Source organism: Rathayibacter sp. AY1B6, assembly GCF_002932755.1.
GTDB lineage: Bacteria > Actinomycetota > Actinomycetes > Actinomycetales > Microbacteriaceae > Rathayibacter.
In genome coordinates this window covers 111,110-132,608 of sequence record NZ_PSWL01000003.1, presented here as the reverse complement: position 1 = coordinate 132,608, position 21,499 = coordinate 111,110, and the positions used below count along the sequence as shown (strand labels likewise).

Sequence of the window (21,499 nt, the reverse complement as noted above, 5' to 3'; positions counted from 1 at the left end):
CAGCGGCTCGCCCCTGAGGGGCGGGCACGGGGGACGTCAGTGCGAGAGCAGCTGCTGCGTCGTGGACGCAGTACCGGTGCTGGAGCGCAAGAATCCGTCTTCCGTGCGGGGAGCCCCCGTGACCGCGAGCCGCTGGATCGGCCGGTATGGCGGCCGCACCGACGTCGCGGCTCGCGACGAGGTACCCGACGACCGTACGTGCCGGCCGGATGCGCGCGCAACCGGGAGCACCTGCTCGGCCCCTGCCGACGTCCGCGGGACGGCCTTACCGCCCGGGTCCGCACGCTGCCGCCCACCGGTCGAGGGGGCCGATGGCGGGCCCTTCCGCCGCCGAGCCCTCACTACGCTGAGCCCATGGTGACCATTCGCGACGTCGCGGCCGATGCGGGGGTGGCCCGCAGCACGGTGTCCTACGTGCTCTCCGGCAACAAGAAGCTCCCGGAGGCGACCCGCCTGCGCGTGCTCGCGAGCGTGGAGCGGCTCGGCTACCGGCCCGACCCGATGGCGCGGGCCCTGGCGCTGCGGCGCACGAACATCCTGGGCTTCTTCGCCTCCGTCGATCCGGAGTCGCGGCAGACCGACGTCGACGTCTTCATGCGCTTCGTGCGGGCGGCGATGTACGCGGCCCGCGCCCGGGGCTTCGACCTGCTGATGATGGGCACGGGCGAGGGGGAGCTCTCACGCGATGTCCTCGCCGATGCGCTCGTCGTGATGGACATCCGCCGGGACGACCCCCGGCTGCCGGTCCTCGCGAGCATAGGCCTGCCGACCGCGCTGGTCGGCTACCCGGGCGAGGGCAGCCCGTTCAGCGCGATCGACCTCGACTTCGACGGCGCCGCGCGGGTCGCCGTCGACCACCTCGCCGACCTCGGGCACGTCGAGATCGCGGTCCTCGGCATGGGCCCCGACGCCTACGAGAGCGGCTACGCCTTCGCACTGCGGTTCCGCGAGGGCTTCCTCGACCAGTGCCGCCTGCGCGGCGTGCGGGGCGCCGTCATCCCCAGCACCGACGACGTCGACGACTGGTTCGAGCAGGCGCAGGAGCAGCTCCCCGGCCTCAGCGCCGTGGTCACGCACGGGCCGGGCGTGCTCGAGCCGTTCCTGCAGCGCCTCAGCGGCCTGCGCCTGCGCGTCCCGGAGGACTGCTCGATCATGACCATCGCCCCGGAGGCGGTGATGCGCCACGCCGACCAGCCGGTCACCGTCGTGGACCTGCCCGGCGACCAGATGGTCTCGCGGGCGGTCGACCTGGTGCTCGACGAGCTCGCCGGCACCGCGACTCCGGGAGTGACGGAGCTGCTGCCCGCGGTCGTCGTCGACCTGGGCACCACCGCGCCCTTCTCGCCGGGCACCAGCCGGGGCGTCGTCCCCTCGTGGCGGCGGGCGCGCGGCTGAGGTCGACCCAGTCGTCTGCGGCGTTCAGCCAGCGGTCGGTGAACCGGTTCTCCGCGATCTATTGAACCGGTTCTCCAACTCGGTTAGGCTCGCCACGACTTCCGGACGGACCGCCTCGGCGGGTGCCTCCGGAGGCTCTTCCCGGCGCGAGCGCTCCGCTCGATCCGACCGTATTCAGAGAGGAATACCGTGAAGAACAGCATCAAGCGGGCTGCAGGCGCCGCCTCCCTCGTCCTCCTCGCCGGAGTCGCCCTCAGCGCGTGCAGCGCACAGGGAGCGGGCGACGACTCGTCGAAGTCGCTCACCCTCTGGGACAGCTTCACCCAGTACGACGCGTCGTCGCCCTACGGCCAGCTCCTGGCCGGCTGCGAGGCCTCGACCGGGATCACCCTCGAGCGCACCTCCGACCCCGACCTCACCACCAAGCTCCTGCAGTCGGCCGCATCGAAGACGACGCCGAACCTCGTCGTCCTCGACAACCCCAACGTCGCGAAGTTCGCCGACACCGGCCTGCTCGTCGACAACGCGACCTCCGGCCTCGACACGACCGACGTCCTCCCGAACGTGCTCGCGGCCGGCCAGCTGGACGGGAAGACCTACGGCTCCTCGATCGGGTCGAACACCCTCGCGCTCTTCTACAACAAGGCGCTCTTCCAGGCTGCCGGCGTCACCCCGCCGACGACCTGGGACGAGCTGACGACCGCCGCGAAGGCACTCACCACGGGCGACGTCACCGGGCTGGGCTTCTCGGCGATCGGCACGGAAGAGGGCACGTTCCAGTTCCTGCCCTTCTTCTGGGGCTCCGGCGCCACCCTCGAGGACATCTCCTCCGACGACGCCGTCTCGGCGCTCGCGCTCTGGACCGACCTGGTGAAGAGCGGATCGGCCTCGCAGGCGAACGTGAACGCCAACCAGCAGGACGTCCGCGACCAGTTCCTCGCCGGCAAGCTCGGGATGATGGTCAACGGCACGTGGCAGCTCTCCGCCCTCGACGAGGCGGGCATCGACTACGGCGTCGTACCGATCCCGGCGAAGGACGGGGGAGCGGCACCGAGCCCGCTCGGCGGCGAGTTCGTCGAGGTGGTCGCCTCCGACGCCGCGAAGCAGACCCTCGCGACGGAGTTCGCGCAGTGCGTCATCCAGCCCGACAGTCTGAAGGCGTGGGCGGCCGGCCAGTCGTACATCATGCCGTACGCCGACGCGGCCGCCGAGCAGGCGACCGAGGACCCCGCGCTCCAGCCGTGGGTCGAGGCCATCTCGGTCGCGCAGGGACGCACCAGCGACCTCGGAGTCGCCTACCCCGACACCTCGAAGGCGCTCTGGACCGCGATCCAGGAGTCGCTGACCGGCTCGAAGACGCCGCAGGCGGCCCTCGACGACGCCGCGGCGAGCCTGAAGTAGCGGCCGCATGACCGACCCCGCCGTGCTCACGGCGCCGGTCGCGGGCGGGGCGGCCGTGCGGCCGCCCGCCCGCCGCCGACCCCGTTCCCACCTCCGCCTCGCCGCTGCCGCCTTCATGGCGCCCGTGGTGATCTTCCTCGCGGTGTTCTTCGTCTACCCGATCATCCGCGGCGTCGTCCTCAGCCTCCAGGACTTCGGACCGTCGTCCTTCGTGACCGGGGTCGCCCCCTTCGTCGGCTTCGACAACTACGTCACGGTCGTCACCGATCCGATCTTCGCGAGCATCGCCTGGCACACCGTGGTCTTCACCGTGGTCTCGCTGGTGGGTCAGTTCACGATCGGCATGGCTCTGGCGCTGTTCTTCAGCCGCCGGTTCCCGCTCTCGGCGACGTTCCGCTCCCTCATCCTGCTGCCGTGGCTCCTGCCGCTGATCGTCTCGGCAACGGCCTGGCGCTGGATCTTCGACCAGCAGTTCGGCATCCTGAACGCCGCGATCGGCACCTCGGTCGGCTGGCTGACCGATCCGTCCGTCTCGCTGTGGGCCGTCATCATCGCCAACATCTGGCTGGGCATCCCGTTCAACATGGTGCTGCTGCACGGCGGCCTGCAGGGGATCCCGGAGAGCCTCTACGAGGCGGCGGCACTGGACGGCGCGTCGCGCTGGCGCTCGTTCTGGAGCATCACCTGGCCGCTGCTGCGACCGGTGACCTCCGTCACGCTGCTGCTCGGCCTCGTCTACACGATCAAGGTGTTCGACGTCATCTGGATCCTCACCAAGGGCGGGCCGGCCAACAGCTCGCACACCCTCGCGACGTGGGCCTACGAGCAGTCCTTCACCGACCTGCAGTTCGGAGTCGGAGCGGCGGCCGGCCAGATCCTCGTGATCGTCGCCCTCGTCTTCGGCGTGATCTACATCCGCGCCCAGCGCAAGGAGGACCTCGGATGAACCGGCACACCACCGGGCTGCGCCGCGGGATCGACGTGGTCGTCGCGATCGTGCTCTGCGGCTTCCTCCTGTTCCCGCTGTACTGGATGGTCAACGTCTCGCTGACCAAGCCGCAGAACCTGATCCAGACCCCGCCGAGCCTGTTCCCCGGCGACCCGACCCTCGACGGGTACGTGCAGGCGTTCTCGACGCAGCTGCCGAACCTGATCACGAGCCTCGTGATCTCGATCGGCTGCGTGATCCTGACGCTGGCGATCGCCCTGCCCGCCGCCTTCGCGATGGCGAAGTTCCGGGTGCGGGGGACCGGCGTCGTGATGTTCGTGTTCCTGCTCGCGCAGATGATCCCCGGGATCGTCCTGGTCACCGCGCTGTTCGCGATCTACAACGCGCTGGGGCTGCTCAACACGTATCCGGGCCTGATCCTCGCCGACGCGACCGCCTCGGTCCCGTTCGCGGTGATCATCCTCCGGGCCTTCATGCTCGGCATCCCCGACGAGCTGATCGAGGCCGCGCGGATCGACGGTGCGAGCAACTGGCGCTCCTTCGTCTCGATCGTGATCCCGCTGAGCCGGAACTCGATCGTGACCGCGGGCCTGTTCTCGTTCCTGTTCGCCTGGGCCGACTTCCTCAACGCGAACTCGCTCACCTCGGGCAACAGCATCGTGCCGTTCACCCTCGGGCTCTACCGCTACATCGGATCGACCACCACCAACTGGAACGGGATCATGGCGACCGCCGTGATCGCCTCCATCCCGGCCGCCGTGCTGCTGATCGTGGCCCAGCGCTACGTCGCCGCCGGGGTCACCGCGGGCGCGGTCAAGGACTGAGCGCCGTGCCCGACTCGAGGAAGCAGGAGCACATGGACACCGACGCGTTCGCGCTCGAGGGGGACCGCCTCGTCTGGCGCGGGGACGGCGAGACCGTCGTCGTCGAGCCCTGGGGGAGGGACAGCGTCCGGGTCCGCGCCCGCCGGTCCGGGGAGGTCCTCGACACCGACTGGGCGCTGATCACCCCCGAGCACCACGCGCCGGAGGTCTCGATCGAGGGACCGCGGGCGACGCTGCGCGCCGGCGGGATCACCGTCGTCCTCGAGCAGCAGGAGGGCTACGGGTACCAGACCGGCTACCACGAGCTCTCCTGCACCCTCTCCTTCTACGACCGTCGAGGGGAGCTGCTCTTCCGGGAGCTGGGGAGCGGAGGTGCGCTCAAGCTGCGCGCCCGCGAGCAGCGTCCGCACCTGGGCGGCGACTTCCGGCTGACCGCGCTGTTCGAGACGTCCCCCGACGAGAAGCTGTACGGGATGGGGCAGTACCAGCAGGACATCCTCGACCTGAAGGGCTGCACGCTCGAGCTCGCGCACCGCAACTCCCAGTCGAGCGTCCCGTTCGTGCTCTCGAGCCGCGGGTACGGCTTCCTCTGGCACAATCCCGCGATCGGCCGCGCGACCTTCGCGGCCAACCGCACGGAGTGGTCCGCCGAGTCCTCCCAGCAGCTCGACTACTGGGTGACCGCGGGGGAGACCCCGGCCGACATCACCCGGGCCTACGCCGACGCGACCGGGCACGTCCCGATGATGCCCGAGCACGGCCTCGGCTTCTGGCAGTGCAAGCTGCGCTACTGGAACCAGGAGCAGCTGCTCGAGGTCGCCCGAGAGCACCGGCGGCGCGGCCTGCCGATGGACGTGATCGTGGCCGACTTCTTCCACTGGCCGCACATGGGCGACTTCCGCTTCGAGGAGGAGTTCTGGCCGGATCCGTCCGCCATGGTCGCCGAGCTGCGCGAGCTCGGGATCGAGCTGATGGTCTCGGTCTGGCCGCAGGTGTCGGTCGAGTCCGAGAACTACATCGCGATGAAGAAGGGGAACCTGCTCGTCAAGGCCGAGCGCGGCCTGGACCTGCACATGCAGTTCGAGGGTCCGAGCGCGTTCTACGACGCGACGAGCCCCGCCGCCCGGAGATTCGTCTGGGAGGCGTGCCGGCGCAACTACGGCGAGCACGGGATCCGGCTCTTCTGGCTCGACGAGGCCGAGCCCGAGTACGGCGTCTACGACTTCGACAACTACCGCTACGCCGCCGGCCCCGCCGTGCAGGTCGGCAACCTCTACCCGCAGGCGTTCTCCCGCGGCTTCTTCGAGGGGCAGCGCGAGAGCGGGGAGACCGCGATCGTGAACCTCGTCCGCACCGCGTGGGCGGGCAGCCAGCGCTACGGCGCGCTCGTGTGGTCGGGCGACATCCACTCGACGTTCGCCGATCTCCGCCACCAGATCACGGCCGGCATCCACATGGGGGTCGCGGGGATCCCGTGGTTCACGACCGACATCGGAGGCTTCGCCGGGGGAGACCCGGCCGACCCGGAGTTCCGCGAGCTCCTGGTGCGCTGGTTCCAGTTCGGCGCGTTCAGCCCCGTGATGCGCCTGCACGGGGACCGAGCGCCGTCCTCACCGGTCACGGCCGCTGACGGGAGCCGCCGCGCCGCGACCGGAGCCGCGAACGAGGTGTGGAGCTTCGGCGAGGAGGCCACCCCGATCCTCACGCGCCTGCTGCACCTGAGGGAGACATTGCGGCCCTACACGCGCGAGGCGATGCGCGAGGCCCACGAGCACGGGCAGCCGGTGCTGCGCGCGGTGTTCCACGAGTTCCCCGGCGACCCGGAGGCCTGGGATCTGGCCGACCAGTACTTGTTCGGCTCGGACCTGCTGGTCGCTCCGGTCACTCGTTCGGGAGCTGTCTCACGGCGGGTCTACCTTCCCGCCGGAGCGCGGTGGACCGAGCTCTCGACGGGCGCCGAGCACGAGGGCGGGCAGTGGATCGTCGCCGATGCGCCCCTGGCCGTCATCCCGGTCTTCGCGCGCGACGGCCGGCAGGCGCACCTCGTCGGGCAGCTCTGAGCGGTGCGTCAGAGGCCGAACGCGGGCGGATCGAGCCCGGTACGGTGGCGAGGTGATCGCCTCCTCATCCTCAGCAGGAGCGCTCGGAGTGCTCCGCGCCGCGTGGGTGATCGGCTTCCTCGTCGGGACGACCACTCACCTGACCGATCTGATCGTCGGGGGAGTGGACGCCTACAGCGCCTTCCCTCCCGGCGTCCGGCTGTTCTGGACGGCGTTGACGGTCCTCGACCCGGTCGTCGCTGCGCTGATCGTCCTCCGCCGGCGGTCCGGCATCGTGCTCGGCTGCGCCGTGATGATCGCCGACATCACCACGAACTGGACCGTTCTCGCGGTCGTCGGCGGACTCTCGCTCTTCGGCGTCGTCAGCCAGAGCCTGTTCGCGGCGCTCGTGCTCTCGACGGCTCGCCCGCTGTGGAGACGGTTCGGGCGATCCTGATCAGGAGGGATCCGCGCCGGTGACGGAGACCGGTGAAGCAGCCGGTTCACCGGGTCGCGTCCCCGTCGGTCGTCTTCGAACTGACATAATGTGCATTATCGGATAACGACGGAACAGGCGGACGGACCGGGATCGCGGCCGGTCCGTGCGTCCGCCCGCCCGGCACGGCGTCAGCGGATCGGCGAGCGCTCGACCCACGGCTCGACGTCCTCGTACCAGCACGTCTCCGTCGGAGTGTCGAAGCGCGTGCTCCGCCCGGCGGCCGCCGATGAGCGGAACCCGTCGGCGCGGACGGACTCCCCGATACCGGTCCGCTGCCGCTCACCGGAGTCGTCCTCAGCCGCTCGCAGACCTGCGCACCTGGCCTGCGCACCGGCGTCAGCTCGAGAGAGGATCAGGCGAAGTCGGAGATGTCGCCGACGAGGCGGGTGTTGTCCGCGGGGATCGGCTCGACGGCCGCCAGAGCGACCTCGGCCGCGAACTCCTGGACGTTGTAGAGCTTGCCGGCCGACTCACGACGCGAGCTGATCGCGCCCGGGTTCGCACGCTCCAGCAGAGTCGCCGTGATGGTGCCCTCGATCATGTCGCCCGAGACGACGACGAACTCGATGCCGCGATCGGCGAGCTCGCCGATCCGCTCGCGCAGCGCGTCCTCGCCGGCGCGCTTGGACAGCGCGACGGGCTCGTACTCGGGCATCGTGGGCGTGGTCCGGATGAAGTGCGCCTGGTGGCTCGTGACGAACACGACACGCGAGCCCTCGCCGAGCATCGGCAGCGCCGCGTCCAGCACGGCGACCTGCGAGTCGCGGTTGAGGACCATCGCGTAGTCCTCCCCCATGTTGCTCTCCATGCCGCCCGAGGCGTTCAGGACGAGGACGTCGAGTCCGCCGAACTCCTTCTCGATGCGCGAGAAGAGCTCCGTGCGCGAGTCGGCGTCCGTGAGGTCGGCGCCGACGGCGATGGCGGTGCCGCCGGCCTCGACGATCTGCGCGACGAGCTTGTCGGCGCGCGGCGCCTTGGAGCGGTAGTTGACGACGACGCGGGCTCCGGCCTCGGCCAGGTAGCGGACCGTGTCGGCGCCGATGCCGCGGGACGATCCTGTCACGAGAGCGCGCTTGCCGTCGAAGGAGCCGGGGGCGAGGGGGTTGGACACGGGTATTCCTCCAGAACGCCGGCTCGGAGACCGGATCGGGCACGATGACGGGCCGCGGCCCGACGGAGGAGTCTACCAAGCGCCTCGAGACCCTCGGCGCACCCCTCCTCTCCCAGCCCTCGTCCGGGGGGCGTTGATAGCCTGGGAATGCTCGTCGAGGGGAAGGAGCACACAGCATGGACGCTGTCACCCAGTACGCGTGGATCCTCTGGCTCGCGCTGATCCTCATCTTCGTGATCGTCGAGATGATCACTCTCGAGTTCACGTTCCTGATGCTCGCCGTCGGCAGCATCGGCGGTCTGCTGACGGGGCTGGTCGGCGCTCCCTTCTGGGTCCAGGTGCCCGTCGCGGCCGTCCTCGCCGCCCTCCTGCTGTTCACCGTCCGGCCGCCGCTGCTGCGGCTGTTGAAGCGGGGCGGCGATCCCACCCCGAGCGGAGCGGACGCTCTTCTCGGCCTCGCCGGCAGCGTCGTGCTCGCCGGCCCCGGAGCCGGGCAGGTCAAGCTGGCCAACGGCGAGACCTGGACCGTCCGCCTGTCCCCGCTCGTCGAGGACCGCACACTCGGAGTCGGCGAGAGAGTCGTCGTCACCGCCATCGAGGGCGCGACCGCGGTCGTCGTCCCCGCCGAAAGGAGCACACCGTGACACCGTCCTCCGTCGTGACGATCGTCGTCGTCGCCGCCGTCGTCCTCTTCGCGCTGGTCGTCCTCTTCCGGGCGGTCCGCATCATCCCCCAGGCCACCGCCGGGGTCGTGGAGCGCCTCGGCAAGTACCACAAGACCCTGCTGCCGGGCCTCAACCTCGTCGTGCCGTTCATCGACCGGGTCCGCCCGCTGATCGATCTGCGCGAGCAGGTCGTCTCGTTCCCGCCCCAGCCCGTGATCACCGAGGACAACCTCGTCGTGTCGATCGACACGGTCGTCTACTTCCAGGTGACGGACGCCCGGGCGGCGACGTACGAGATCGCGAACTACCTCGGCGCGGTCGAGCAGCTGACCACCACCACGCTCCGCAACGTCGTCGGCGGCCTGAACCTCGAGGAGGCGCTGACCTCCCGCGACAACATCAACGGGCAGCTGCGCATCGTCCTCGACGAGGCCACCGGCAAGTGGGGCATCCGCGTCGGACGGGTGGAGCTCAAGGCCATCGACCCGCCCCTCTCCATCCAGGACTCGATGGAGAAGCAGATGCGCGCCGAGCGCGACCGTCGAGCCGTGATCCTCACCGCCGAGGGCACCAAGCAGTCCCAGATCCTGAACGCCGAGGGTCAGCGCCAGGCCGCGATCCTCGCGGCGGAGGGCCAGGCGAAGGCGGCGGTCCTGCGGGCCGAGGGTGAGGCCAAGGCGATCACCACCGTCTTCCACGCCATCCACGAGGGCCGCCCCGACAGCGAGCTCCTCGCCTACCAGTACCTCCAGACCCTCCCCAAGATCGCCGAGGGCAGCGCGAACAAGCTCTGGGTCATCCCGAGCGAGCTCACCGAGGCGCTGAAGGGCATCGGAGGCGCGCTCGGCCAGCGCAGTCAGACCGCCCCGGCGGTCCGCCCGCAGGACGCGGCGCCCGCGGCGTCCGCGCCTGCCGCATCCGGGTCCGTCGGCTCCTCGCCTGTCGTGTCCGGATCGGACGCGTCCGCCCCCGTGGCGCCCGCGCCGATCGACGGAACTCCCGACTCCGCGCACACTCCCCCGCCGCCGGCCGTCTGATCCGCGGAATCCCGCCCGCGATGCGCGCCTCCGAGCGACCCCTCGTCCTGAGCGGGCCGACGCCCCGGGTGTTCGCGCATCGCGGGTTCGGCCCGCCGGCGGAGGGCAACACGCTCGCCGCCTTCGAGCGTGCCCTCGCCGCGGGTGCGGACCTCCTCGAGACCGACGCGCGCGCCTCCCTCGACGGGGTCGCCGTGCTCGTCCACGACGCCGAGGTGATCGACCGCTCCGGCCGCCGCCACGCCGTGGCCGACACCCGGTGGGAGGAGCTCGCCGACCTCCGGCTGGCGGGCGGTGCCCGGCTCGCCTCCCTCGAGCAGGCCCTCGCCGCACTCCCCCGGGCCCGCTTCACCATCGACGTGAAGTCGCGGGACGCGGTCGGCCCGGTCGTCGCTGCGGTCGCCGGTGCCGCCGCCGCGGAGCGCGTCCTGGTCACCTCGTTCTCCGAGCGTCGGCGTGCGGCCGCCCTCCGCCGCCTGCCCGGTGCGGCCACCTCGGCGTCGGCGGTCCGTTTCGTCGTCGCGCTGGTCGCCGCACACCTCGGTGCCGCCCTCCCCGTGCGCCTCGCTCTCCGCGGCATCGACGCGCTCCAGGTGCCCGAGCGCGCGCTCGGCCTCCCCGTCGCCGAGCCGCGGATCCTCGCCCGGCTGCGAGCGACCGGCTGCGAGATCCACCTCTGGACCATCGACGATCCGGAGCGGATGGAGCAGCTCCTCGCGCTCGGGATCGACGGGCTCGTGACCGACCGCACCGACCTCGCCCGAGCGGCCGTCGACACCCTCCGCGACGCCCGTCGGGGCCGCCCTCAGAAGCCGCGGAATACGCCTCCGACCTGAGGATTCTCTGGCAATGGCAGGGACGGGAAGACCACCTCCAGGTACGACGTTGACACTGGGGAAGCACAGCGAGAGGAGACCACACAATGGCAGATCGAAGCTTGCGAGGAATGCGGCTCGGATCCCAGAGCCTGCAGAGCGAAGAAGGCGTCGTCTTCTCCCCGCGATCGACCTACGAGTACCACTGCGCGAACTGCGGCCACGACACCGACATGGTGTTCTCGGCCGACGCGGAAGCACCGGAGACCTGGGAGTGCCGCTCCTGCGGTCACGAGGCCACTCTGATGGTGGACTCGAAGCCGGTCGTCGTGGACAAGGGCGAGCAGAAGGCTCCGCGCACCCACTGGGACATGCTGCTCGAGCGGCGGACCCGCGCGGAGCTGGAGGAGCTGCTCGAGGAGCGGCTCGCCTATCTGCGCGCCAGGCGCGGCGAGCACAAGATCGGCGCGTAGCGCCGGTCAGCGGGAACGGCGTCGCGGCTCGCGCGTCCTGAGGACGAACGAGACCATGCCGATGAGACCGGCGGCCAGGAAGTACCAGCCGAGGTCTCGCGCCCACACCAGAGCCGGGGTCGTGGTGGAGCTGAGGGGGACCTCATCCACCATGGCACCCGGCTCGAACCATGTCAGGGAGTCGATCGTCGTGCCGTCCGGCCCGATGATCGCACTGGTCCCGACCGTCGAGATGTTGACCACGCTGCGCCCTGTCTCGATGGCGCGCAGGCGCGCGATGGCGAGCTGCTGGACGCTCTCGTCGGTCCGGCCGAAGTCGGCGTTGTTGGTCTGCCCGAGGATGACCTGGGCTCCCCCGTCGACCATCGCGTTCGTCAGCGCGTCGTCCGAGATGTCGAAGCAGATCGCTATGCCCGCGAGCACGCCGTTCACGTCGAAGACGTTGGGACGTGTGCCGATCGAGTAGTCGCGGCTCACCAGGTCGACCAGATCAGGAGCGAACATCCGCCAGAACGCGCGGTCCGGCATGTACTCGGCGAACGGGACAGGGTGCACCTTGTCGTAGACCTGCGTCGCCCCCTCCCCCGCCTTCCAGAGCAGCGAGCTGTTGTAGAAGACGTCGTCCGACGGATTGGTGATCGTGCCCACGATGAACGGCGCGTCCATCGTCCGGCTGAGGTAGTCGAGGACGGCAGCCGACTGGGCGTTCCGGGTCGGATCGATGTCGACCCCGTTCTCGGGCCACACCACCATGTCGACGTCCTCGTCGAGGATCGGCAGCGTCGCCGAGGTGTGGTCCTCGAGGATCTGCCCGCGGTAGCTCTGCGAGAACAGGCCCGCATCGGAGTCGCCCTGGACGGCGGCGATCCGGGTCGTGCCCTCCGTCGGCGCCGGCCAGGCGGGGAACACCAGCGCCACGATCGCGAAGCCCGCGAGAGTGCTCACGCGGGCGGAGGCCGGGACGGAGACCTCGCGGACGGCCTGCGCGAGCACGGCGGCGAGGAACGCCACGACGAAGCCGAGCCCGGCGAAGCCGATCCACGCCGCGAGACCGGCGAGCGGACCGAGGGACTGCGAGATCGCGAGACGGCCCCAGGCGAAGCCGCCGTAGGGCCACACGCTGGTGATCGACTCCCGCCCGATCCAGAGCGCCCCCAGGAGGGCGGGGAGACCGACCATCCGGCCGAGCGGCCCGGTCCAGACGCGGTGGCCGCGCGTGGAGACGACCGCCATGAGCCCGGCGGAGAGGGCGAAGAAGATCGCCTGCAGGCCGGCGAGGGCCACCCACGGGACCGGACCGAGGTAGAGAGTCAGCCACTCGATGTGGACACCCCAGAAGACCGCTCCGCCGACGAGGCCGACGAGGGTCCCGCTCCAGAAGCTCCGCCCCGCCAGCGCGAACAGGATCGCCGCGGCGCCCACGATCGCCAGCGGCCAGACATCGGAGTCGGGGAAGCCGCGGTCGAGCACGGCACCGCCGAGGGCCGCGAGGGGCAGCGCCACCCACAGCGGAACGGTCCGCCCGTCGGGCGGAGGAGCGAGGGGCGTCATGCGACGGTCGAGTACGCGACGATGCCCCGGCGGACCAGGTCGAGGGCGGTCCGGGCCGCCCGGCCGACCTTGCCCTCGGCGACGACGGAGAGCTGGTCGAGGAGGTCGATGGTCTGCTTCGCCCAGCGCACGAAGTCGCCGGCGGCCATGTCGGACTCGCGGAGCACCATGTCGAGCGGCATGCCCTTGGCCCACATGTTCATCGAGAGCGCGAGGCTCGTCGAGATCGGGTTGCTGCCCGGCAGGCGGTGGTCGCGCTCGACGTCGTCGAGCCGGGCCCACAGCAGCTGGGTCCTCTCCAGCGCCTCCGGGAACGCGCCGCGGGGCAGGAACTGCTCGCCCAGCGTCCCCTCCTCGCGTCGCGGCTCGAAGACGAGGCAGCACGCCATCGCCGCGAGGCCGGCCGGATCGAGCTCCGTCCACGCCTGCTTCCGGAGGCACTCGGCGACCAGCAGGTCCCGCTCCCCGTAGATCCGGCGGAGCGTGCGTCCGTTCGGCGTCAGCGAGAGCTCGCCGACCTCGTCCCGGCGGAAGTAGCCCAGCTCGAGCAGCACGTCCGTGATGTGGTCGAAGATGCGGGCGACGGCGCCGGTGCGCGAGCGGATCTGACGCTCGATCTCGTCGGTCTCGCGGCGCAGCTTCCACCACCGCTCGGCCCAGCGGGCGTGCTGCTCGCGGTCGGAGCAGGCGTGGCACGGGTGGGCCTTCATCCGGCGCCGCAGGCTCGTGAGCTGTCCCTGGCGCTTCTCGCGCTCGGCGTGGGAGGCCGATTCGCCGCGCACCGCCCCCCGGCGCTCGAGGTCGCCGATCTCGCGGCGGATCGCCGCGTACTGCTCGAAGTCGCCCAGGTGGCACTGCATCGCCGTGACGTAGCCCGCCATCGACTCCTCCTGCTGGCGGACCCGGCGGGCGAGATCGACGACGGACCGGTCGGCCTGGAACTGCGCGAACGACGACTCGAGGATCTCGCGCGTGCGCACCCGCCCGAACTGCTCGATCAGGTTCGCGGCCATGTTGTAGCTGGGCCGGAAGCTGGAGTTGAGCGGGTAGGTCCGCCGCGAGGCGAGGGACGCGACCGCCTGCGGGTCCATCCCGCCGCGCCACTGGATCACCGAGTGGCCCTCGACGTCGATGCCCCGTCGGCCGGCGCGGCCGGTGAGCTGGGTGTACTCCCCCGGCGTGATCGGGACGCGCGCCTCGCCGTTGAACTTCTCGAGCTTCTCGAGGACGACCGTGCGGGCCGGCATGTTGATGCCGAGCGCGAGCGTCTCGGTCGCGAAGACCACGCGCACGAGCCGGCGCAGGAACAGCTCCTCCACGACCTCCTTGAAGGCGGGGAGCATCCCGGCGTGGTGCGCGGCGACGCCCCGCTGGAGTCCGTCGAGCCACTCCCAGTAGCCGAGCACCGCGAGGTCCTCGTCTCGGATGGTCCGGCAGCGCTCCTCGACGATCGCGCGGATCTCGTCGCGCTCGTGGCGCTCGGTGAGGCGCACGCCCGACCGGAGGACCTGGCGCACGGCCTGGTCGCAGCCCGCGCGGCTGAAGACGAAGAAGATCGCGGGGAGGAGGTTCTTGCCGCGCAGGATCTCGACGACCTCCGAGCGCAGCACGAGCTCCTCGGTGCGCTGCTCCGGGTAGCGGCCGCGACCGCCTCGGCCGTTGCGGCCGCCCCGGCCGCCGCGCTCGACCCGGGAGCCGCCCTGGGCCATGCGGGCGAGCTCCGGGTTCACCCGGTTCGTCGCCGCCCGTCCGGAGGAGTCGAAGAGGTCGACGAGCTTGCCGCCCACCAGCACGTGCTGGTCGAGCGGGACGGGGCGCTCCTCGGAGACGATGACCTCGGTCTCGCCGCGGACGGTCTGGAGCCAGTCGCCGAACTCCTCGGCGTTCGACACGGTCGCGCTGAGCGAGACCAGCCGCACCCGCTGCGGGAGGTGGATGATGACCTCCTCCCAGACGGCGCCGCGGAAGCGGTCGGCGAGATAGTGCACCTCGTCCATCACGACATAGGCGAGGTCGCGCAGGAGGTCCGAGTCCGCGTACAGCATGTTGCGCAGCACCTCGGTCGTCATCACGACGATGCGGGCTCGCGCGTTGACGTTCGAGTCGCCGGTCAGCAGGCCGACCTCGGAAGCTCCGTAGTCGTCGACGAACTCCTGGAACTTCTGGTTGCTCAGCGCCTTCATCGGCGTCGTGTAGAAGACCTTGGCCGTCGGGTCCTGCATGGCCAGATGGATCGCGAACTCCGCCACCGCGGTCTTGCCGGCACCGGTCGGCGCGGCGACGAGGACGCTGTGCCCGTCGTCGAGCGCGCTGCAGGCCTCGTACTGGAAGGGGTCGAGATCGAACGCGAGGGTCGAGCGGAAAGCCTCGACCCTCGCGTGGCCCTGGCGCGTCCGGAACGCGGCGAACCGCTCGGAAGGAGACGGTCCGGTCACGCGGGCAGGTCGGAGGGGCTGCCGTCGAACACCAGCTGGCGCTTGGCGGCGCGCCTGTCGTGCAGGATCGCGATCCCGCAGGCGAGGAAGAACAGGAAGATGATCGGGATGGCCAGGAGGAACATCGAGATCGGGTCGGCCGCGGGGGTCGCGATCGCCGTGAAGAGCACGATCGCCATGATCGCGAGGCGCCACGACTTGAGGATCAGCATGCCGGGGAGGATGCCGAGGAAGTTGAGGAGCACCAGGAAGACGGGCAGCACGAAGGCGATGCCGACGACCAGCACGAGCTTGAGAACGAACTCGTAGTAGACCTTGGCGTCGAGGAAGCTCGCCGCGTCGCTGCCGGTGAAGCTGGTCAGGAGCTCCACGATGTGCGGGAACACGAACCAGCCGGCCGCGCAGCCCGCGAAGAACAGCGGGATGGCGGTGAGGATGAAGCCGAGGCCGTACCGCATCTCCTTGCGGGTCAGGCCCGGGACGAGGAACGCCCAGATCTGGTAGAGCCAGACCGGGCTCGCCAGGACGACGCCGACCGTGATGGCGATCTGGAGCCGCAGGTCGAAGGCGCCGGCGATCGTCGGGAAGTTGAGGATCGCCTCCTTGCCCTGGGTGGCGGCCACCTCGGAGATCGGAGCCTTGAGCGCCTCGAAGACCCACTCCGAGACGAACCAGCCCGCGACGCACGCGATGACGATCGTGATCGCCGACTTGAAGAGCCTGTTGCGAAGCTCGACGAGATGAGCCCCGAGCGACATGCGCCCGTCGGGGTTCTTCGTCCGCTTCGTCCGTGGCTTCTTCGATGCCACGGACGTCATTACTTGAGCGGGGACTCGGGCGGCGTGGTGGTGCCGGTGCCGGTGGTCGTGCCGGTGGATCCGGCGACGGTGCCGGTGGTCCCCTCGGTCGACTCACGGCGCTCGGTGCCGTCCTCGTCCTTCATGGTCTTGACCTCGCTCTTGAAGATCCGCATCGACTGCCCGACACTGCGGGCCAGCTGCGGGAGCTTGGGCGCACCGAACAGGAGGAGGATCACGGCGAGGATGATGAGGAGGTGCCACCCCTGGAGGCCAGCGAACATTGCAGACTCACTTCACTTGTCGGTTGCGGTGTACGAGGAGCTTACCCCGTTCGACCCTTCCTGACCGGCGGAGATCGATCCTGTCGCGACGTGCGTCGCGTCGGCCCTCGTGCGCACGCCTCACGTCGTCGCGATCGGCGAACAGCGACGAAGGCGGCCGGGGCGGCAGGTCGTCCGTCACTCCGGGACTCAGTGCCTCGAGTTTCGCGGTGACCTCCGACAGCTGTCCGAGGAGCGTCTTCCCCTTGCGCCAGTAGGAGAGGGCGAAGAGGACCAGCATCGTCAGAGCGCCCAGCGCGAGGCCGAGCCAGATCAGGATCCACGACCACCACGTCATGACGGCTCCCCCTCGTTCGCGGCGAGTGCGGCGGCGACCCAGTGCGCGACCGCGGTGCGCGCCTCCGGGGGCGCCACCACGGTGACGAGTCCCGCCAATGACGCCACCAGGCGTGTCAGTCCCTGCAGATGGGCGACGCGGAGACGGACGAGGACGCCGTGGTCCTCCTCCCCCGGCTCCGGATCAGGGAACTCGGCGTCCGCCGCGTAGTCGCCCAGCAGCACGACGGCGCTGGGGGCGACGCGCAGGTCCACGACGAGATCGGAGGCGGAGGCCTCGAAGAGTCGCTCCGAGAGGGTCACCTCGTTGCGGCGCCGGACGATCGGCGTCCCCGTATCGCGGAGGGAGCGCATCCTGTCGACGCGGAACGTCCTGACGCCCTCGCGGAGGTGGTCCCATCCGCGGAGGTACCAGTCCCGGTCGACCGATTCGAGCACGAAGGGGTCGACGAGCCGGGACTCGGTCTCGCCGCGGGCGCTGCGGTAGTCGAACGCGACCTGCGTCGCGGAGTCCATCGCGGTCCGCAGGAGCGCCACAGCGGTGTCGGCGCCCGTGCCGCGCGAGACCGCCACCGCGCTCGGGGCCGAGGAGGCGCCGCGCGCGAGCTTCCCCATCAGCGAGGCGATCCGGTCGTTGCCCTGGTTCTCGGGCAGGGCTGCGAGGTACTGCATGCCGGCGATGAGGGCCGCGGCCTCGCGCGCCGAGAACCTCGGCGAGTCGTCGATGGCGACCTGGTGGGTGAGGACGACGTGGTCGTTCTCCTCGAAGTCGTCCCAGCCGATGTCGAAGAGGTCGTTCGCCTGGTACTGCGCGGTCTCGCCGGGGATGCCCGAGACGGCGATGAGTCGCACCGCGCGGCGCACCTCCTCCTCCGGGATCTCGAAGTGCGCGGCGACCTCGGCGACGGAGACGCGGCCCCGGTCGAGCAGGTAGGGCACGAGGGAGAGCAGGACGGCCAGGCGGTCGCGCGCCTGCAGGGAGCGGGGCCTAGCCACGGGGATCCCCTCCATGGTCGGCCAGGGTGCGGCGGAGGCGGTCGAGGACGCGTCGGCGGAGCTCCTCCGGCTCGAGCACCCGCACCTCGGGACCGTGGCCGGCGAGCTCGTCGGCGAGCACGTCCGGGTCTGTGTAGTGCAGGCGCAGCAGGCCCTGGCCCTCGCCCTCGGCCTCGGCACGCCCGCCGAGACGGAGGGCGGCGTCGGAGTCGGGGGCGACGCGCAGGAGCGCGCTGTTGCGCTGCAGGATCTCGTCGAGCTGGGCGAGAGCGGTCGCCGCGTGGTCCCCCTCGGCGGGGGGCGCGATGCGGCCGGTCGGTGCGACCGGCCCGACGATCCGCGACAGGAGGAAGGTCCGCGTGCCCTCGGCGCCCTCGTCCCAGCCGTGGAGGTGCCAGCGCCCCTGGTGGTTCACCAGGGCGCGCGGCTGCACGGTGCGCACGCGCGGCTCCTCGCCGCCGGGCTTGAGGTAGGGGAAACGGACGACCTGGCCGCGGTCGAGCGCGGCGTTGAGCGGCTCGAACGAGGCCTCGCGGACCCGGATCGAGGGGCTGATGCCGATGACGGGATCGACGGACTCGACTCCGATCGAGCGCAGCTTGATCAGCGCGCGCCGCGACTCCGCCGAGAGCGTCCCCTCACGCCAGACGGCACCGGCCAGGCGGAGCAGGGCGAGCTCCTCAGGATCGAAGGTCAGGTCGGCCGGGAGGTCGTAGCTGCGCTTCGCGATGCGGTACCGGACGGTCTGGGTGTTGCCCGGGTCGCCCGGGGCGTCGACCGTCTCGATCGGGATGCCCAGCTCGCGCAGGTCGTCCTTGTCGCGCTCGAACTGGCGCTCGAGCGAGGTCCGATCGCCCCGGCCCACCCGCTGCCGGTAGCCCTGCACCGTCGAGAGGACGTCGGCCTTCGTCAGTCCGTTCTCGGCCGCGACGAGCGCGAGCACGAGGTTGAACAGACGCTCCTCGGCCGGGACGCGGCTCGAGGACGGGGCGTCGGAAGGCACGCCCTCCAGTCTAGGGCCGGGCCCGGTCAGACCTTTCCGAGGATGTCGGCGACGAAGATCAGCGTGGCGCCGCCGGGGATCCCGCCCTGGGGCGAGCCCTGGTCGCCGTAGCCCTGGTCCGGCGGGATGACCGCGATGACCTGGGAGCCCACGGGCTGGCCGATGAGGGCGTCGGCGAACCCGGCGATCACTCCGCCCTGGGTGGTCGAGCCGTCGGCGGCCGTGAAGACGGCGGGCGCGCCCTTCTCCCAGCTGGAGTCGAACACCTTCCCGTCGCTCCACTGCCAGCCCGTGTAGGCCACGACGACCTGGTCGCCCTCGGCGACGACGTCGCCGTCGCCCTTCTTGAGCTGGGCGATGCGGAGGTCGGTCGGCGCGTCGCCGGAGGGCTTCGCGAGCCCCGGACGTCCGTCGTCGCCGAGGGTCACCGTCGGGAAGCCGTCGGGCGCGGGCTGGGCGGCGCCGTTCGCGCGGGCCAGCGAGGCCTCGCGGACGTCCGCGACGAGCACGAGCGTGTCGTCCTCCGAGATGCCCAGCTGCGACGAGGACTGGCCGAAGCCGTCCTCGGGGGCGATCGCGATGGCGACGCGCGAGCCGACCTGCGTGCAGAGGAGGCCCTCGTTCAGGCCGACGAGCCCGGCTCCGCCGACGCCGAAGCGGGCGGTGCTCGACCCGTCGTAGGGCGAGGTCTCGAGCACGGTGCCGTCCGCTCCGTTGACCAGGGTGTAGTCGATGGTGACGAGCTGGCCCTTCTCGAGCGGTGCGCCCGAGCCCTCGATGAGGGTGCTCACCTGCGTGCCGTCCGCCTTCAGCGGCGTCGGGACGCTGACGTCCGGCTTCGCTCCGAAGTCGCCCGTGGCGCTGACCGCCGCCGAGGAGTCGCCGGAGGAGAACGGAGCGTCGCAGTCGGCCTGCGAGGAGGACGCGGTGCATCCGGTGAGAGCGGCGACGATGCCGATGCCGGCGATGAGCGCGGTGGTCCTGCGCACGGGTCCTCGATTCGAGAGAAGGGGAGCGGTGACGCCCGAGGTGGAGACGGCCCGGAGGCCGGGAACAGCTTAGAGGATGCCCTCGTCGTCGGGCTCCGCGGTCTCCTCGCCGAAGCCGCGGGCCCGCGAGAGCTCGGCACTGGTGGCGGACTCGCGGACCCGCTTGCGCAGGCTCTTGGGGCTCACGGCACGCTCGCCGAGCGCGCCGGGCGTCCAGGCCTCCACGTCCTCGTCGCTGAAGTCGGTCTTCGACGGGCGCCGCTTGAGCTCGGGGAGCACGGTGTCCGGAGCGAGCCGGCGCGCGGTGATGAGGAAGCCGGTGTGGCCGATCATCCGGTGGTCCGGCCGGACCGCGAGGCCCTCGACGTGCCAGCCGCGGACCATGGTCTCGTTCGACGAGGGGTTCGTGAACAGGCCCGAGGCGCGGATCGCCTCCGCCGTCCGCGAGAGCTGAGTGACGGTGGCCACGTAGCAGAGGAGCACTCCCCCGGGCGTGAGAGCCACGGCGGCGACGTCGAGGCACTCCCACGGTGCGAGCATGTCGAGCACGACGCGGTCGGCCTCGCCGGACGGGACGGTGCCGGGCAGCGCCTCGACGAGGTCGCCGACGGTGACGCTCCAGTTGTCGGGCGTGTAGCCCAGGAAGGTCTCGATGTTCGCCCGTGCGACATCGGCGAACTCCTCGCGCCGCTCGAACGACGACAGCCGTCCGGTCGGCCCGACCGCCCGCAGCAGCCAGAGCGAGAGCGCGCCGGAGCCGACACCGGCCTCGACGACGCGGGCGCCGGGGAAGACGTCGGCGAGGGCGAGGATCTGGGCGGCGTCCTTCGGGTACACGATCGCCGCGCCGCGGGGCATCGACATCACGAAGTCGGCGAGGAGGGGACGCAGTGCGAGGTGCTCGACGCCGACGGTGTTGGTCACCACGGAGCCGTCGGGCAGCCCGATCACCGTGTCGTGCTCGATGCCGCCCCGGTGGGTGTGGAACACCGTGCCGGGAACGAGCGTGATGGTGTTCATCCGCCCCTTGGGGCCCGTCAGCTGGACGCGGTCCCCCGCGCGGAAAGGTCCGGAATGCTGCAGTGCCTCACCGGTCATCGGCGGGCCTCCGTCTCGGTCGTGGCCGGGCCGGAGCCGCGGTGCTCGGAGGACACCGACGCGAGGTCCGCGACGGTGCGGCCCGCGAGGGTGGGCCAGAGGGCGTAGGGGGCGGCGGGGTCCAGCTCGAGCTGGTGCGGGACGCCGATCGCCGCGGCACCGGAGGCGACGGCCGCGCCGAGGCCCGGGAGGGAGTCCTCGATCGCCACGCAGGCGGCGATGTCGACGCCGAGAGTGCTCGCAGCGAGGAGGTACGCCTCCGGATCGGGCTTGCTGCGCTCGACCATGCCCCCGCTGACGACGGCCGCGAAGGCGGGGAACGGGATCCGGTCGACGACGGCCGCGGCCATCCGCGAGATCGACATCGTGACCAGCGCCTGCGGTACTCCCGCGTCGGACACCGCGCGCAGCAGCTCGAGCGCGCCCGGGCGCCACGGGATGCTCACGGCCAGCCGGTCGACGACCTCGTCGGTCATCCGGTCGATGATCGCGTCGACGGAGAGGTCGACGCCCTTGCCCTGCAGGATGCGGGCGGCGGCGGGCAGGCCCGAGCCGACGAGTCCCATCGCGTCCTCGTGCGTCCACACTCCGCCGAAGGAGGAGACGAGCGCGTGCTCCGAGGCCATCCAGTACGGCTCGGTGTCGACGAGCGTCCCGTCCATGTCCCAGAGGACGGCGTCGGGGACGGCTGCTCCTTCGAGCGGCTCGGAGGACAGCGGCCGGGCGGAGGTCTCGGGAGTCACGAGCGACCATGGTACCGGCAGGGCCGCGCCCCTCCCCGGCCGCGGGCCGAGAGCGAACA

21 protein-coding genes are annotated in these 21,499 nt (G+C 71.2%); 10 read left to right on the top strand and 11 right to left on the bottom strand.

The features are described 5' to 3' along the window. Positions 1–354 precede the first annotated feature (354 nt). The 6 genes from C5D08_RS02460 (at position 355) to C5D08_RS02435 (ending at position 7,065) form a co-directional block, all read left to right on the top strand. Positions 355–1,395 (top strand): LacI family DNA-binding transcriptional regulator, encoded by a 1,041-nt coding sequence (locus C5D08_RS02460; RefSeq protein ID WP_104275653.1) that lies wholly within the window; start codon positions 355–357, stop codon positions 1,393–1,395. 189 nt (positions 1,396–1,584) lie between these two features. Further along, entirely contained in the window at positions 1,585–2,796 is a 1,212-nt protein-coding gene (locus C5D08_RS02455; RefSeq protein WP_181109966.1) for an extracellular solute-binding protein, read from the top strand. Positions 2,797–2,803: 7 nt separating this feature from the next. Next, positions 2,804–3,742, top strand: coding sequence for a carbohydrate ABC transporter permease (locus C5D08_RS02450; RefSeq protein WP_104275651.1), 939 nt, complete (start codon positions 2,804–2,806; stop codon positions 3,740–3,742). Further along, on the top strand, positions 3,739–4,569 hold the full coding sequence (locus C5D08_RS02445) for a carbohydrate ABC transporter permease (protein ID WP_104275650.1): 831 nt from the start codon (positions 3,739–3,741) through the stop codon (positions 4,567–4,569). Before C5D08_RS02450 ends, C5D08_RS02445 begins: the two co-directional genes overlap by 4 nt. Before the next feature lie 32 nt (positions 4,570–4,601). Continuing rightward, positions 4,602–6,629, top strand: coding sequence for a TIM-barrel domain-containing protein (locus C5D08_RS02440; protein WP_104275649.1), 2,028 nt, complete (start codon positions 4,602–4,604; stop codon positions 6,627–6,629). Positions 6,630–6,681: 52 nt separating this feature from the next. Next, positions 6,682–7,065: a hypothetical protein gene (locus tag C5D08_RS02435; RefSeq protein WP_146082646.1), complete on the top strand. Its 384-nt coding sequence runs from the start codon at positions 6,682–6,684 to the stop codon at positions 7,063–7,065. A gap of 394 nt (positions 7,066–7,459) precedes the next feature. Here the strand turns inward: C5D08_RS02435 and C5D08_RS02430 are convergent, their stop codons facing one another. Beyond that, positions 7,460–8,218: an SDR family oxidoreductase gene (locus C5D08_RS02430; protein ID WP_104275647.1), complete on the bottom strand. Its 759-nt coding sequence runs from the start codon at positions 8,216–8,218 to the stop codon at positions 7,460–7,462. A 176-nt stretch (positions 8,219–8,394) separates the two neighbouring features. Here C5D08_RS02430 and C5D08_RS02425 point away from each other — a divergent pair, with 176 nt between their 5' ends. From C5D08_RS02425 to C5D08_RS02410, 4 genes are all read left to right on the top strand, one after another. Continuing rightward, positions 8,395–8,862 carry an NfeD family protein gene (locus C5D08_RS02425; protein ID WP_104275646.1) on the top strand — a complete coding sequence of 156 codons (468 nt, stop codon included), beginning with the start codon at positions 8,395–8,397 and terminating at the stop codon, positions 8,860–8,862. Between the two features lie 14 nt (positions 8,863–8,876). Beyond that, positions 8,877–9,920, top strand: coding sequence for an SPFH domain-containing protein (locus C5D08_RS02420; RefSeq protein WP_374953934.1), 1,044 nt, complete (start codon positions 8,877–8,879; stop codon positions 9,918–9,920). Positions 9,921–9,940: 20 nt separating this feature from the next. Next, positions 9,941–10,756, top strand: a complete 816-nt coding sequence (locus C5D08_RS02415) for a glycerophosphodiester phosphodiesterase family protein (RefSeq protein ID WP_104275644.1) — start codon at positions 9,941–9,943, stop codon at positions 10,754–10,756. 86 nt (positions 10,757–10,842) lie between these two features. Then, positions 10,843–11,208 carry an RNA polymerase-binding protein RbpA gene (locus C5D08_RS02410; protein ID WP_068207052.1) on the top strand — a complete coding sequence of 122 codons (366 nt, stop codon included), beginning with the start codon at positions 10,843–10,845 and terminating at the stop codon, positions 11,206–11,208. Positions 11,209–11,214: 6 nt separating this feature from the next. Here C5D08_RS02410 and lnt read toward each other — a convergent pair whose 3' ends face one another. The 10 genes from lnt to C5D08_RS02360 form a co-directional block, all read right to left on the bottom strand. Next, the gene (gene lnt, locus C5D08_RS02405; RefSeq protein WP_104275643.1) at positions 11,215–12,759 is read right to left on the bottom strand and encodes an apolipoprotein N-acyltransferase; all 1,545 of its coding nucleotides are present in this window, start codon (positions 12,757–12,759) and stop codon (positions 11,215–11,217) included. Next, positions 12,756–15,194 carry an RNA helicase gene (locus C5D08_RS02400; protein WP_104275642.1) on the bottom strand — a complete coding sequence of 813 codons (2,439 nt, stop codon included), beginning with the start codon at positions 15,192–15,194 and terminating at the stop codon, positions 12,756–12,758. Before C5D08_RS02400 ends, lnt begins: the two co-directional genes overlap by 4 nt. Then, a complete protein-coding gene (gene tatC / locus C5D08_RS02395) occupies positions 15,191–16,012 on the bottom strand; it encodes a twin-arginine translocase subunit TatC (protein ID WP_374953932.1) in 822 nt (273 codons plus the stop codon). The genes C5D08_RS02400 and tatC overlap by 4 nt, the downstream gene beginning before the upstream one ends. Continuing rightward, entirely contained in the window at positions 16,012–16,275 is a 264-nt protein-coding gene (gene tatA / locus C5D08_RS02390; RefSeq protein ID WP_104222022.1) for a Sec-independent protein translocase subunit TatA, read from the bottom strand. The genes tatC and tatA overlap by 1 nt, the downstream gene beginning before the upstream one ends. A 7-nt stretch (positions 16,276–16,282) precedes the next feature. Further along, positions 16,283–16,612 (bottom strand): hypothetical protein, encoded by a 330-nt coding sequence (locus C5D08_RS02385; protein WP_104275640.1) that lies wholly within the window; start codon positions 16,610–16,612, stop codon positions 16,283–16,285. Continuing rightward, entirely contained in the window at positions 16,609–17,607 is a 999-nt protein-coding gene (locus tag C5D08_RS02380) for a YafY family protein (protein ID WP_258067227.1), read from the bottom strand. Before C5D08_RS02380 ends, C5D08_RS02385 begins: the two co-directional genes overlap by 4 nt. Further along, positions 17,600–18,610, bottom strand: coding sequence for a YafY family protein (locus C5D08_RS02375; protein ID WP_104275638.1), 1,011 nt, complete (start codon positions 18,608–18,610; stop codon positions 17,600–17,602). The genes C5D08_RS02380 and C5D08_RS02375 overlap by 8 nt, the downstream gene beginning before the upstream one ends. A gap of 26 nt (positions 18,611–18,636) precedes the next feature. Further along, on the bottom strand, positions 18,637–19,599 hold the full coding sequence (locus C5D08_RS02370; RefSeq protein WP_104222014.1) for an FKBP-type peptidyl-prolyl cis-trans isomerase: 963 nt from the start codon (positions 19,597–19,599) through the stop codon (positions 18,637–18,639). 69 nt (positions 19,600–19,668) lie between these two features. Continuing rightward, on the bottom strand, positions 19,669–20,697 hold the full coding sequence (locus C5D08_RS02365; RefSeq protein WP_104275637.1) for a tRNA (adenine-N1)-methyltransferase: 1,029 nt from the start codon (positions 20,695–20,697) through the stop codon (positions 19,669–19,671). Then, the gene (locus C5D08_RS02360) at positions 20,694–21,440 is read right to left on the bottom strand and encodes an HAD family phosphatase (protein ID WP_258067226.1); all 747 of its coding nucleotides are present in this window, start codon (positions 21,438–21,440) and stop codon (positions 20,694–20,696) included. The genes C5D08_RS02365 and C5D08_RS02360 overlap by 4 nt, the downstream gene beginning before the upstream one ends. Between the last annotated feature and the right edge of the window lie 59 nt (positions 21,441–21,499).

What these genes read in the sequence shown, in the direction of transcription:
- C5D08_RS02365 (WP_104275637.1), bottom strand. Translation starts at nt 20,697, where the DNA reads ATGACCGGTGAGGCACTGCAGCATTCCGGACCTTTCCGCGCGGGGGAC.
- C5D08_RS02425 (WP_104275646.1), top strand. Translation starts at nt 8,395, where the DNA reads ATGGACGCTGTCACCCAGTACGCGTGGATCCTCTGGCTCGCGCTGATC.
- C5D08_RS02450 (WP_104275651.1), top strand. Translation starts at nt 2,804, where the DNA reads ATGACCGACCCCGCCGTGCTCACGGCGCCGGTCGCGGGCGGGGCGGCC.
- C5D08_RS02385 (WP_104275640.1), bottom strand. Translation starts at nt 16,612, where the DNA reads ATGACGTGGTGGTCGTGGATCCTGATCTGGCTCGGCCTCGCGCTGGGC.
- C5D08_RS02460 (WP_104275653.1), top strand. Translation starts at nt 355, where the DNA reads ATGGTGACCATTCGCGACGTCGCGGCCGATGCGGGGGTGGCCCGCAGC.
- C5D08_RS02410 (WP_068207052.1), top strand. Translation starts at nt 10,843, where the DNA reads ATGGCAGATCGAAGCTTGCGAGGAATGCGGCTCGGATCCCAGAGCCTG.
- C5D08_RS02440 (WP_104275649.1), top strand. Translation starts at nt 4,602, where the DNA reads ATGGACACCGACGCGTTCGCGCTCGAGGGGGACCGCCTCGTCTGGCGC.
- tatC (WP_374953932.1), bottom strand. Translation starts at nt 16,012, where the DNA reads ATGACGTCCGTGGCATCGAAGAAGCCACGGACGAAGCGGACGAAGAAC.
- tatA (WP_104222022.1), bottom strand. Translation starts at nt 16,275, where the DNA reads ATGTTCGCTGGCCTCCAGGGGTGGCACCTCCTCATCATCCTCGCCGTG.
- C5D08_RS02445 (WP_104275650.1), top strand. Translation starts at nt 3,739, where the DNA reads ATGAACCGGCACACCACCGGGCTGCGCCGCGGGATCGACGTGGTCGTC.
- C5D08_RS02415 (WP_104275644.1), top strand. Translation starts at nt 9,941, where the DNA reads ATGCGCGCCTCCGAGCGACCCCTCGTCCTGAGCGGGCCGACGCCCCGG.
- lnt (WP_104275643.1), bottom strand. Translation starts at nt 12,759, where the DNA reads ATGACGCCCCTCGCTCCTCCGCCCGACGGGCGGACCGTTCCGCTGTGG.